Annotated in this window: 10 protein-coding genes; 7 read left to right on the top strand and 3 right to left on the bottom strand. The window is 71.7% G+C overall.

Going from position 1 to position 12868, the window contains the following annotated elements; genetic code table 11:
- The first annotated feature begins 81 nt into the window (after positions 1-81).
- Positions 82-2205 carry an alkaline phosphatase family protein gene (locus P8A18_RS29665; RefSeq protein ID WP_371933803.1) on the top strand — a complete coding sequence of 708 codons (2124 nt, stop codon included), beginning with the start codon at positions 82-84 and terminating at the stop codon, positions 2203-2205.
- A 21-nt stretch (positions 2206-2226) separates the two neighbouring features.
- Here the strand turns inward: P8A18_RS29665 and P8A18_RS29670 are convergent, their stop codons facing one another.
- The 3 genes from P8A18_RS29670 to P8A18_RS29680 all read right to left on the bottom strand — a co-directional run bounded on the left by P8A18_RS29670 (position 2227) and on the right by P8A18_RS29680 (position 5016).
- Complete coding sequence (locus P8A18_RS29670; protein ID WP_018552606.1) at positions 2227-3279, bottom strand: LacI family DNA-binding transcriptional regulator; 1053 nt, start codon at positions 3277-3279, stop codon at positions 2227-2229.
- A gap of 74 nt (positions 3280-3353) precedes the next feature.
- Complete coding sequence (locus tag P8A18_RS29675; protein WP_306059497.1) at positions 3354-3962, bottom strand: DUF305 domain-containing protein; 609 nt, start codon at positions 3960-3962, stop codon at positions 3354-3356.
- A 73-nt stretch (positions 3963-4035) separates the two neighbouring features.
- Positions 4036-5016, bottom strand: a complete 981-nt coding sequence (locus P8A18_RS29680) for a DUF1996 domain-containing protein (protein WP_051094619.1) — start codon at positions 5014-5016, stop codon at positions 4036-4038.
- Positions 5017-5586: 570 nt separating this feature from the next.
- On the opposite strand from P8A18_RS29680, the gene P8A18_RS29685 reads away from it, so the two are divergent.
- From P8A18_RS29685 to secD, 6 genes are all read left to right on the top strand, one after another.
- Positions 5587-6924 carry an ABC transporter substrate-binding protein gene (locus P8A18_RS29685; RefSeq protein ID WP_371933730.1) on the top strand — a complete coding sequence of 446 codons (1338 nt, stop codon included), beginning with the start codon at positions 5587-5589 and terminating at the stop codon, positions 6922-6924.
- Positions 6924-7931: a carbohydrate ABC transporter permease gene (locus P8A18_RS29690; protein ID WP_371933731.1), complete on the top strand. Its 1008-nt coding sequence runs from the start codon at positions 6924-6926 to the stop codon at positions 7929-7931. The genes P8A18_RS29685 and P8A18_RS29690 overlap by 1 nt, the downstream gene beginning before the upstream one ends.
- Positions 7928-8833 (top strand): carbohydrate ABC transporter permease, encoded by a 906-nt coding sequence (locus P8A18_RS29695; protein WP_306059503.1) that lies wholly within the window; start codon positions 7928-7930, stop codon positions 8831-8833. Before P8A18_RS29690 ends, P8A18_RS29695 begins: the two co-directional genes overlap by 4 nt.
- A 233-nt stretch (positions 8834-9066) precedes the next feature.
- Complete coding sequence (locus tag P8A18_RS29700; RefSeq protein ID WP_306059506.1) at positions 9067-9885, top strand: rod shape-determining protein; 819 nt, start codon at positions 9067-9069, stop codon at positions 9883-9885.
- An 86-nt stretch (positions 9886-9971) separates the two neighbouring features.
- Positions 9972-10493, top strand: coding sequence for a hypothetical protein (locus tag P8A18_RS29705; protein WP_306059508.1), 522 nt, complete (start codon positions 9972-9974; stop codon positions 10491-10493).
- Positions 10494-10535: 42 nt separating this feature from the next.
- Positions 10536-12851 (top strand): protein translocase subunit SecD, encoded by a 2316-nt coding sequence (gene secD / locus P8A18_RS29710; RefSeq protein WP_306059510.1) that lies wholly within the window; start codon positions 10536-10538, stop codon positions 12849-12851.
- The last annotated feature ends 17 nt before the right edge of the window (positions 12852-12868 follow it).

A 12868-nucleotide genomic window follows, 5' to 3' on the forward strand; every position in this document is an offset into this window, starting at 1 on the left:
GGGGCCCGGAACGGCAGGGCCCGGACGTGAGGTGACAACGGCGTGGGCGACAGGCGATGGCGGCGAGCCGGCAGCGCGCTGATGCGAGTGATCGCGGTCTGGGCCGTCTCGACGCTCACCATGCTGGCGCTCGCGGGCATCCTCCCGGACTTCCGGCTCCAGTCGGCCGACGGCGACACCGTCACCAAGACCGCGTTCACCGCGGCCTGGGGCGCGGGCGCCTTCGGGCTGCTCTCCGCGCTGGTCTGGCCGGTGCTCGTACGGGCCCTGCTCATCGTGCCGGCCCTCGTGCTCGGCATGCTCGTCTTCTTCCTCAACGGTTCGCTGCTGCTGATCGCGCTGCGGCTCATCCCGGACGGGCGGGGCGCCGCCGCCCCGGAGACCGCCGTCGTCGTCGCGGCCGTGATGTCCGCGGTCGCCTCCGCGACCTCCACCGCCCTCGCCGTCCGCGACGACGACGCCTACCGCCGCCGGCTCTCCCGGCTGGCCGACCGGCACCGCCGGCGCAGCGGCACGGGCGACGCCCGCGGGGGCCCGCCGGGCACCGTCTTCATCCAGCTGGACGGGGTCGGCCACGACGCCCTGGTGCGGGCCGCCGCCGAGGGCCTGATGCCGACCGTCGCGCACTGGCTGGCCGACAGCGAGGGGCACCGCCTCACTCCCTGGCGCACGGACTGGTCCAGCCAGACCGGCGCGAGCCAGCTCGGCATCCTGCACGGCAGCAACCACGACGTCCCCGCCTTCCGCTGGTACGAGAAGGAGTCCGGCGTCGTGATGGTCTCCAGCAAACCGGCGAGCGCCCTGGAGATGCAGCGCCGGGCCGTCGCCCGCACCCGGGACGGCGGACTCCTCGCGCTCGACGGGGCCAGCCGGGGCAACCTCTTCAGCGGCGGCGCGGGCCAGCTCGCGCTCGTCCTGTCGATGGCCGCCAGACTCGGCAAGGGCCGCCGGTCCCGGGCCGGGTACTTCGCCTACTTCTCCGACCCGGCCAACGCCGTCCGCACCGCCGGCTCCTTCGTCGCGGAGGTCTGCCGGGAGATCGCCCAGTCGACCCGCTCCCGCCTCCGCAAGGAGACGCCCCGCATCAAGCGCGGCGGGCTGTACCCCTTCATCCGCGCCTTCGCGACCGTCGTCGAACGCGATGTGGTGGTCGCCGCCGTCATGGGCGACATGTTCGCCGGGCGCACCGCGGTCTACGCCGACCTGGTGGCGTACGACGAGGTGGCGCACCACTCGGGGCCGCGCAGCCGGGACGCCGAGAAGGTCCTCGCACGCCTCGACCGGTCGCTCGCCCTGATCGACAAGGTCGCCGAGCACACCCCGCGCACCTACCGGATCGTGCTCCTGTCCGACCACGGCCAGAGCCCCGGGGACACCTTCGCGGGGGTGTACGGGCTGACCCTCAAGGACCTGGTGCGGGCGGGCAGTGGACTGCCGGTGCCCCGAAGGGCGCAGCGCACCCGCAGCGCCTCCGAGGCCCGCGACGCGGTCCGGATCGCACTGCACCGGCCGGTCGCCGAGGGCCAGGAGGAGCACGTCGCGAAGCCCTCCGACCCGATAGTCCTCGCCTCCGGGAACCTCGGTCTGATCTCCTTCCCCGACATCCAGGGACGCGCGTCCCTGGAACAGCTGGAAAGCCGCCACCCCGCCCTGCTCTCCACGCTCGCCAACCACCCCGGCATCGGCTTCCTGCTCGTCCGCAGCGAACGGCACGGCTCCGTGGTACTGGCCCGTGACGGGGTGCGGGTGCCCGTCGCGGACCTGGCCGACGGCCACGGGCCGCTGGCCCCGTTCGGTCCCGGGGCGGCGGACGCGGTCCGGCGCACGGACACCTTCCCGCACGTCGCCGATGTGATGGTCAACTCCATGTACGACCCCGCCACCGGCACCGTGCACGCCTTCGAGGAGCAGATCGGCTCGCACGGCGGCCTGGGCGGCGAGCAGTCCCGGCCGTTCCTGCTGTGGCCGCGCTCCATGACGGACCCGCTGGACGCCCTCGCGGACGAGGACGGCGACCGGCCGGACGCACTCGTCGGCGCCGAGGCCGTCCACCGGGTCCTGCGGTGCTGGCTGAGCGAGGCTTCGGGGCCCCAGCTGCCGGTGCGGGCGGACGGAGCGCCGGGCACCGGGGCCGGCCGGTGGACCCGGCGCGGGCGGGCCCGGCGCGGACAGGGCGAGGGCTCCGGGACGGGCGCACACCCCTGACCGCCCCCGGACGCGCCCGGGTCAGGCGGACTGCCGCCGTACGAGCGTCGGGTGGAAGATCACGGACGGGGCCGGGTCGCCCGGCTTGCCGATCTGCTTGAGCAGCAGCCGGGCCATCTCCGCCGACATCTCCTCCACCGGCTGCCGGACCGTGGTCAGCGGCGGATCGCAGGCCATCGCCGCGCTGCTGTCGTCGAACCCGACGAGCGCCACGTCCCCGGGAACGTCCTTGCCGGCCCGCAGCAGCACCGGAACGGCGCCCAGCGCCATCAGGTCCGACGCGATGAACACCGCGTCCAGGTCCGGACGGTCCGCGAGCAGCCGCCGCATCGCCGCCGCGCCACCGGCATGGGTGAAGTCGCCCTCGGCGGTCGCCACGTCCCGGATGCCGTGCGCCGCGAGCGCGTCCAGGAAACCGGCGAGCCGCGCCTGACTGGCCGGCATGTCCTGCGGGCCGGACACCGTCCCGATCCGGCGGCGCCCCAGCGAGGCGAGGTGGTCGGCGGCCAGCTGCGCCCCGGCCCGCTGGTCCGCCTCGACGTAGGTCAGCGGGGTCGGCCTGAGCGGCTGCCCCGCGAGCACGGCGGGCAGCCGTGTCCCGTGCAGCAGTCCGGGCAGGGGATCGTCCGCGTGCGACGAGATCAGCACCACGCCGTCGACATGCCCGTGGCGCAGATACGACAGCAGCTGGTCGCGGGACTCACGGTCGTCGGCCAGCATCAGGACCAGCTGGATGCCCGCGGGACGCAGCACTTCGAGGAGGCCGGCGACCACGCGTCCGAAGTACGGATCGGAGAACATCCGGCCGACGAACGGCTCGGGCACGGTGCGCCGCTCCCGCTCGGAGACGACCAGGGCGATCGAGTCGGTGCGCCGGGTCACCAGCGAACGGGCCGCGCGGTTGGGCACGTAACCCGTGGCGTCCACCGCCGCCTCCACCATCCGCCGCATCACCGGGTCGACGGTGGTCGCCCCGTTGATCACCCGGGACACGGTCGCCCGTGACACCCCGGCCACCCCGGCGACGTCCTCCAGGGTGACGGGACGGGCGGGCGGCGGGGCGTCGGCAGTCATGCAGTCTTTATACCGGGTGGTAAGACCGGCGCGTGAACGGCTTCGGGGGCCTTGGGACTACGTTGACCGGGGCATCAGCCCGAGCCGGCGGCCAGAGCCGGGAGCGCGGCGAGTTCGGTGCGCCGGGCCTTCACCAGCTCGGCGGCCAGCCGCTTGGCGTCCGGCCGGGTGCCGGACCCGGTCTCGGAGCGCGACACCTGCGCGGACTGGGTCAGATGGTCCTTCATCTGCTCCACCAGGAACCGGTCGAAGGCGGCGCCCTCCACCGTGCGGGCCCGTGCGAGGTCGTCCGCCGTCACCATGCCCGGCATGTCGTGGCCCTCGTGGATATTGGTGTCCGGCAGCCCCATGTGGGCCAGCAGCGGTCGCAGCCGGGCGAGTTCACCGTTCTGCGAGGCCAGCAGCCCGGCCGCCCAGCTCCGTATCCCGGCGTCGCCGGAGCGCGCGGGGGCGAGCGAGAGCAGCGCCACGGCCTGCTCGTTCATCGGGGTCATCAGCTGCACCCAGGCGGCGTCGGTCGGATCGGCGGGCGCACCGGAGGCCGGGGGAGCGGAGGCCGGACCGCCGGATGCCGGGGACGCGGCAGCCGGTGCGGGTGGACGGCGCTCGTCGGCCGGGGCCGCGCAACCGGCAGCGAGGAGGAGCAGGAGGAGTGCCGCGGTGCCGCGGGCCGCCTTCTTCACGGGAGTTCCCTCGGGTCGGAGCCCGTCCGGGGCCGCGGGGGCCCCGGACGGGCGGGGGACGGGGGTGCGGTGATCAGGGGGTGCCGTCGGCCCCGCACTTCACGATGGCGTTGATGCAGTCGCGGACGCGCTGCGCCATCTCGGCCTCGGGCCACACGTTGAAGAAGTCACCGTGCATCGTGTATCCGGGACCGGATGCCAGCCGGAACCGGGACGGGTCGCCGTTGACCGGGTACCGCAGCACCTGACGGAGCTTGGGAACCGGCACCGGGTGGGTCGAGGGGCACTCGCCGCCGACCGGGTAGGCCATGTGGCTCTTGTGGTCGGCCGAGTCGAGGTCCGTGCCGTTCCAGCACTGCGGGAAGTCGAGGTACGACTCCAGCATCCCGTCCGCCGGGCAGTTGACGAAGTCGTGCGACGGGTTGACCTCGCCGTGGTGCAGGCACGACCAGCGCGAGATGGTGTTGTCCTCGGGACCGGTCGCCACGGCGTTGCCCGCGACGATCCGCAGCCCGCGGGGGAAGGGCTGGATGCGCTGGATGACGTCGTCCCGGACGCCCTCACCCAGGTAGTAGAACGTCGTGCCGGTGGGTTCGACCTCCTTGTCCCCGTCGTACAGGGTCGGCACCCAGTACGACGACAGGTCGATGTCGGGTGAACACGTGCTCCTGGCCTGCTCCAGGGAGGCGAGGTCGGAATTGCCGTTCGTGGAGTCGTTGCCGAAGAAGCTGTGCATGTGCGAGGCCCCGGGCAGGCCCGGGAAGACGATCGGGTCGTCGGGTGCCCGGTGGGTGTAGGGGCACTCGGCCAGGAACTCGGCGACCCGGACGACATCGGCGGCCGCCTTGGGGGCGGGCGCCGCGGCGGTGGCCGGGCCGGCGGACGCGCTGCCGGTGCTGGCCTGGAGGAAGGTGAGGGCGAGCGCGGCGGCGGCGAGCACCGCCGTGCGGTACCGCTTGGGCGGCGGGGTTCTGCGGTGGCTGTCTTCGCCGGTACGTCGTTGACGGAAGAAGAGCACGGCACTCCTGTTCGGGGAAGTGGGGGGCCTGGCCATGGGTTGTGGTCAGGTGAGAGAGCGCTCTCTCCGTGGAACGTAAAAGCGTGTTGCGGCCATGTCAATAGAACGCGCAGAACGGCAATTCCCTGCGGATTGAACCCAGTTGACCTGCGGCGTGATCGGGAGAGCGCTCTCTCAGGGAGGTTGATCGAAAGGGGTGGATCCGGGAAAGCGGAGGGTGGTCCTCCGATGTTGTGGTGTGGGGGCCGGGTGGCGGTCGCCGGCCGGTGTGATGTTGGGTTCTGGTGATATCGGCGCCGGTCCCTGTGCCGCAACGCGGGCCCTGCCGAAGGCTGACGTGGCCGCCGACCGGGTAGCACCCCATCTCGGCGCGGGAGTTGAAGCTCCGTCACCCCGTCGCGACCGGTGGGTCAATGTCCGGTTCCGGCTCGTGTCGGGAGCGTTGACGCCATCGAGTGACGAGCGTAAAACTACCTCTGCGATCAAGCTGGCGTTCTGACTTGATCGCTTCTGTTGAGAAAAGCTGGATCTGCAATTCCTGCCGGCCGGACCGATCCTCCGGCTGTTGCCCTATCGACCACGACCAGTCACGCCCATGGAGGCACCATGTCGGTTGTCGATCGTCCCGATAGTGTTGTCGGCTCCCCGACGCGCAGAACCCTCCTCAGGGGAGTGGGCGGGGCCGGGCTGACCGTCGCCGCCGGAGGGCTGCTCGCGGCCTGCGGTGACTCGGAGCCCGAGTCCGGCAAGTCGTCGGGGCCGGTGGCCGGGAGCACGGTGACCTTCGGGTCCAACTACTCCGATCCGGCGACCAGGACGGCGTTCGCCGCGCTCACCGACTCCGCGGCGGGGGCGACCAAGACGAAGATCAAGATCAACACGGTCGACCACAACTCCTTCCAGCAGAACATCACCAGCTACCTCCAGGGCACCCCGGACGACCTGTTCACCTGGTTCGCCGGATACCGCATGCAGTACTTCGCGGCCCAGGGGCTGGCCGAACCGATCGACGACGTGTGGGAGAAGATCGGCGGCAACTTCAACGACGTCGCCAAGAAGCTCTCCACGGGGCTGGACGGCCGCAAGTACCTGGTGCCGCTCTACAACTATCCGTGGGTCGTCTTCTACAGCAGGAGCCTGTTCAAGAAGAACGGCTACACCGTGCCCACCACGTGGGACGCGTACATGGCGCTCTGCAAGAAGATGAAGTCCGACGGGCTGATCCCGATCGCCTTCGGAGACAAGGACGGCTGGCCGGCGCTCGGCACGTTCGACATCCTCAACATGCGGCTCAACGGCTACGACTACCACGTCAAACTGTTGAAGCACGAAGTCCCGTGGACCGACCAGGGCGTGTACAGCGTCTTCCAGCACTGGGCCGAGATGATGCCCTACGTGCAGAGCGGAGCGAACGGCCGGGTCTGGCAGGACGCGGCCAAGGCGCTGGAGTCCAGGAAGGCCGGGATGATGTTCCAGGGCACCAACCAGGTGGCCGCCCAGTTCGTCAGCGACAAGGCGGATCTGGACGACCTGGACTTCTTTCCCTTCCCCGCGATCAACCCGAAGTGGGGCCAGGACTTCATGGACGCCCCCACCGACGGCTTCATGCTGAGCAAGAAGGCGAAGAACTCCTCCGGGGCGAAGGCCGTCCTGGAATACATCGGCACGGGTGAGGCCGAGGCGGAGTACCTCAAGACCGACCAGTGGGACGTCGGTCTGGCCCAGGGCGTGAACGTGCCGACGTACAACGCCATTCAGAAGAAGTCGGCCGCCGAGATCGGCAAGTGCAAGGCCGTCGCGCAGTTCATGGACCGGGACGCGGACCCGGCCATGGCCACCGCGATGATCTCCGTCATCCAGAAGTTCATCGACGACCCCGCCACCAGCGGGATAGCGGCGCTGCAGAAGAGCGCGGAGAACCAGGCGAGGGCGATCTACACCTGATGAGTCCCCTCACCCGGACGCGCCGGGTGGCCCCACCGGCCGGAGACCCGGCCGGTGCCGGCCGCCGGAGACGGCGCATACGACACATGACCACCGTTGACCGTGTCGTCGTCGCCGTGCTGCTCGGCATCCCGCTGCTGCTCAGCCTGGCCTTCATATGGATCCCGGCGCTCACCACCGTCCTGCTGTCGTTCACCCGCTGGAACGGCGTCGGGGGCCTGCACGCCAAGGCCTGTGACCCCGCCCTGCCGTCGATCCTCAACAACGGCTGTGTGAACGGCGTCCAGAACTACCACCAGGCCGCCACGAACTACCCCCAGTTCTGGCCGGCGGTGCAGCACAACTTCATCTGGCTCGGCGTCTTCGTCGCGATCGCCACCCCGCTCGGCATGCTGTTCGCCGTCCTCCTGGACCGGAACATCCGGGGCAGCCGCATGTACCAGAGCGCGTTGTTCCTGCCCGTCATGCTCTCGCTGGCCCTGATCGGCATCATCTGGGAGTTCGTGTACTCCCAGGACTACGGACTGATCAACACCGTCATCGGCCGCGACGGGGGCAGCGACGCCATCGACTGGCTCGGCGATCCGGACCTGAACCTGTGGGCCGTCCTGCTGGAGGCCACCTGGCGGCAGGCCGGATACGTGATGATCCTGTACCTGGCGGGCCTCAAGGCGGTCGACCCGACGCTGCGGGAAGCCGCCCTGATCGACGGTGCCAACGGCCGGCAGACGTTCTGGCGGGTGATCTTCCCCGTGATGAGGCCGATCAACATCGTCATCATGGTCATCACCGTCATCGAGTCGCTCCGCGCCTTCGACCTCGTCTACATCACCAACAAGGGCATCAACGGCCTGGAGCTGCTGTCGGTCCTGGTGACCTCCAACATCGTCGGCGAGACCCAGCGGGTCGGCTTCGGGTCCGCACTCGGCGTCGTACTCCTGCTGATCTCGCTCGTGCCGATCAGCGTCTTCCTCCACCAGACCTTCCGCCGGGAGGAAAAACAGTGAGCTCCCCGACCCTGCCGAGCACGGCGCCGACGGGCGGCGGGCGCAGACCGCGCCCACGGGGCCAGGTCCTCTCCCAGGTCTTCCTCATCGCCGCCTCGGTGCTGTGGCTGCTGCCGCTCCTGTTCGCGCTCTACGTCGCGGTCCGCCCGTACTCGGACACCCGCAAGTACGGCTACGTCTCACTGCCGCACGAACTGACACTGAGCAACTTCACCGACGCCTGGTCCCAGTCGAACATGGGCGGGTTCTTCTGGAACTCGATCCTGATCACCGTGCCGGCGGTCGTCATCGCGCTCGCACTGGCCTCTGGGGCCGCCTTCGTCCTCACCCGGGTGAACATCAAGGTCAACGTGGCCCTGCTCATCCTGTTCACCGCCGGAAATCTGCTGCCCCAGCAGGTGATCATCACCCCGCTGTTCCGGATGTACCTGAAGATCCCGCTGCCGTCCTTTCTCGCCGACAGCGGCCTCATGTACAACTCGCTCTTCGGGCTGGTCGTCATCAACGTGGCCTTCCAGCTGGGCTTCTGCGTCTTCGTGCTGAGCAACTACATGAAGTCGATCCCCGCCGAGATGTACGAAGCGGCACTGGTGGACGGGGCGGGCATGTGGACCCGCTTCTGGTCCCTCACGGTTCCGTTGTGCCGACCGGCCCTCGCCGCCCTGGCCACCCTGCTGACGACCTGGATCTACAACGACTTCTTCTGGGCCATCACGCTCATGTCGTCCGGCGACAAGCGGCCGGTGACCTCGGCGCTGGCCAACCTGCAAGGGCAGTTCGTGACCAACCAGAACCTGATCGCGGCCGGTGCCCTGATCGCCGCGATCCCCACCCTGGTGGTGTACCTCCTGCTCCAGAAGCAGTTCATAGCGGGGCTCTCCCTCGGATCGAGCAAGGGGTGACGCGGACTGCGGGCCGAGGGGTCCGCCGCGCGGAGACGACTTCGCGCGGGGGACCCGTTCGCGTGGCGGTCCGGTACCGCCGGGCCTGAACCGCCGTCGGCGCATCCTTCGATTTTGCTTGGGAGTGGCTTTCTTTGCCTCCCTATTGCATAGTGAGGGCTCGGCCATGCCTCGCGATCAGCGGGTCACTGGGTGTGCGAACGGCCGCGGCGGCGGGCCGGGGGTGAGGGGCGATGCGTTCTCTGCGCGACGGACGGCGGCACGACCGCTCCGTTCACCGGCACTACCGGGGCGCCACCCGGGGCCTCGCGCTCGACCTCGGCAGCTCCCGCACCCGCGCCTGGATTCCCGGACAGGGCGTCGTCGCGGACACCGTGAGCGGCGACGGCGGTGAGTACGGCCACGGCCGGCCCGTCCGGCGCGGGCGGATCGTGGACCCGGAGTCGTGCGGCCGCATGCTGGCCCGCATCGCCGACCGGACCCTCGGGCACGACCGCGACGACACGGTGATCGTCCTCAGCCATCCCGTCCTCGCCGGCCCCGGCCACCGCACCGCCGCCCGGGAGATGCTCCGCGCGCTCGGCCCCTCGGACGTCATCGTCCTGGACAGCGCCAGGGCGGCCGCCGCGTACGCCGGACCGCAGGACAACGGCCCGCTCCTCGTCGTGGACATCGGCGCCGAGCTGACCGAGGCGACCCTGCTCGTCGGCGGCCTGGTGCGCGACGCGCGTCAGGCCGAGACCGGGCTCAGCGACCTGGGACCCGGTGAGGCGCCCGCCGCCGTCGTGCGCGCCGTGCTGGACATGGTCATGGCGATGTGGCGGCAGGACCGGCACGGCGCGCTGCTCGGGGCCCTGCGCCGGGGTCCGCTGCTCGCGGGGGGCGGGGCGCTGCGCCCGGACGTCACCAGCGGGATAGCGGTCCGCCTCGGCGTCCCGGTCCGGCTCGCCGACGACCCGGCGACCACGGTCGTGCGCGGCGCCGGACTGGTCCTCAGCTCGGTGCTCCGCCGCCACGCCGCCGCACCGGCCCTGCCCGGCCGATCCGGGTGACCCCCCTCCCGGGGCCGCCCCCGGGGAACGCGCACCCCGGGAACCGGCCCACCGCCCCGGCCGCTTCGGCGGCGCGACGGTTCCTGGTGGCGCTGCTCCTCGCGGTGCTCACGGTCGCGGGCGGCGCACCCCTCGCCGCGGGGGCCGCGCCCGTACGCGCGACGGCGGCGCTCGGCGGGTCCGCCCCGGCGGCGGCCCCCGGCCTCCCCGTACGCACCGCGGCACGCACCCCGGCGCCCGCGCCGGCGTCGGCCGCCCCGCGCACCTCCGCCGCCGTCCCCGTACAGGCAGCGGCCCCCGTACAGGCGACCGCTCCCGTGCCGGCCGTCGCCGACCGGGGGCTGCGTACCGAGCAGTGGACCGCCGCCGAGCACCCCCGTACGCCGCACCAGCCGCCGGGCCCCGGCGCGCTGCTCCCCGCCCCGCCCGGCGTCCCGCTCCCGCCCCGCGTCCTGCGGTCCGTGGGCGCCCTTCCGCAGGCCGGCACCGGGCGCCCGCGCGTCGCGCTTCCCGGGGTGCGCGGACCTCCGGGGACCGGTCCTCACCGGTCAAGGGACCTGTCGCAGGTCCCGCCCCCCATCACCGCCGTGCCCTCCTCACCCTCCTGACGGGTGCGGGGGCGGCTCGGCGCCCCTCGGAGGAAACCCGCAATGACGCGCGCCACCATGGTGCGGGCGGTACTGGCCGCGGCCGTACTGCTCGTCTCCGTGATCATCACGCTGACCATGTCACCCAGACTCGGCCTCGATCTCCAGGGCGGCACCCGCATGGTGCTCCAGGCCAAGGACTCCGACACCGCGAAGGCCGACCGCGAGAGCACCGACCGCACTCTGGAGGTGCTGCGCAGGCGCATCGACTCGCTCGGCGTCACGGAACCGACCCTGACCCGGTCCGGCGAGGACCGGATCATCGTCGAACTCCCGGACGTCCAGGACCCCCGCAAGGCCACCGAGGTCATCGGCAAGACCGCCCAGCTGACCTTCCACGCCGTACAGGGCCCCGGGACGGCGAACAGCGCCGAGGACAAGGAGAAGGACAAGGGCAAGGAGGGGCTGACGCTTCCCGACGAGCAGGGCCGGGAACTGGCCCTCGGCCCCGTCGCGCTCTCCGGCGCCGGCGTCAAGAAGGCGTCCGCCGAGTTCGACGGCCAGACGGGCGCGGGCTGGACCGTCTCGCTCGACTTCCACAAGGACGCCGGACGGGACTGGACCCGGCTGACCGGCGAAGCCGCCTGCCACCCGGCCCAGGACGAGCGGCGCCGGGTCGCCATCGTCCTCGACCAGCAGGTGATCTCCTCGCCCCAGGTCTCCCCGTCGGTCTCCTGCGGAACGGGTCTGCCCTCCGGTTCCACCCAGATCACCGGATCCTTCAGCGCGGACGAGGCCCGTGAGCTGGCCCTCCTGATCGAGGGCGGCTCCCTGCCCGTGCCCGTGGAGATCGTCGAGCAGCGGACGGTCGGGCCGACGCTCGGCGCCGACGCCATCGACGCCAGCTTCCGCGCCGCTCTCATCGGCGCCGCCGCCACGGCCCTGTTCATCACCGTCGTCTACCGCCTGTTCGGCGCGCTGGCCGCCGTCGCCCTGGCCGCCTACGGCGTCATCTCGTACGCCGCCCTGGTCGGGCTCGGCGTCACCCTCACCCTGCCGGGTCTCGCCGGCTTCGTGCTGGCCATCGGCATGGCCGTCGATGCCAACGTGCTCGTCTTCGAACGGGCCAGGGAGGAGCACGCCCTACGGCCCGGCCGGCCCCTGCCCTCCTCGCTCACCGCCGGATTCAAGGGCGCGTGGAGCGCCGTCGCGGACTCCAACGTGACGACGCTCATCGCGGCCGGGCTGCTGTTCTTCCTCGGCTCGGGGCCGGTCAAGGGCTTCGGTGTCACGCTCGGTATCGGTGTCCTCGCGTCGATGTTCTCCGCGCTCGTCATCGCCCGCGCGCTCACCGAGACGGCGGCCCGCTCGCGGTTCGTGGGCGACTACCGGGGCATCAACGGCATCGCGAGCCCGGGCCGGGTACGGACCTGGCTCGGCCGGCGCGACCCGCAGCTGATGCGCCGCCCCCGCCGCTGGCTGATGATCTCCGCGGTCCTGATCGCGGTGGCCGTGGCGGGCATCGTGGTGCGCGGGGTGAACTTCGGCGTCGAGTTCACCGGCGGCCGGCTCATCGAGTACTCGACCAGCCGCCCCGTGGACGTGGAGACCGCGCGCAGCGCCCTGGCAGGCGCCGGGTTCGGCGACGCGGAGGTCACCACGGCCGGTGCCGGCGACATCTCGGTACGGACCGGGGACCTCGACAACAACGGCGAACACGAGCTGCGGTCCGCCCTGGCCGCCGAGGGCGGTGACACCACCAAGGTCCGCGACGAGCTCATCGGCCCCAGCCTCGGCGACGAGCTGCGGCGCAACGCGCTGATCGCCCTGACCATCGCCGTACTCGTCCAGCTGGCCTATCTGGCGATCCGGTTCCGCTGGACGTTCGCCGTGGCCTCGGTCGGGGCGCTGATCCACGACGTGATCATCCTGGTCGGGGCGTTCGCCTGGCTGGGACGGACCGTGGACGGCATCTTCCTGGCATCGCTCCTCACCGTCATCGGGTACTCCGTCAACGACTCGGTGGTGGTCTTCGACCGGGTCAGGGAGCTGTGGGCGAAGGCCCGCAAGCGGCCCCTCGCGTCCGTGGCGAACCAGGCGGTCCTCCAGACCGTGCCCCGGACGGTGAACACCGGGATGGGCGCCCTGTTCATCCTCGTCGCGCTGGTCGTGCTCGGCGGCGACTCCCTGGAGGACTTCGCGCTCGCCCTGCTGATCGGCATCGTCGTCGGTACGTACTCCTCGGTCATGACCGCCGTACCGGCCGCGCTTCTGCTGGAACGCACCAGCAAGGTCCCGCCGCCCGCCCGCACCCGTGCCCCACGCGCCAGGAAGGGGGCAGGGAACCGGGACCCGCAGGACAACGGCGCGCGGGTGTAGCCACCGGGCCGCCCCCG

This window comes from Streptomyces sp. Mut1, from assembly GCF_030719295.1.
GTDB lineage: Bacteria > Actinomycetota > Actinomycetes > Streptomycetales > Streptomycetaceae > Streptomyces > Streptomyces castrisilvae.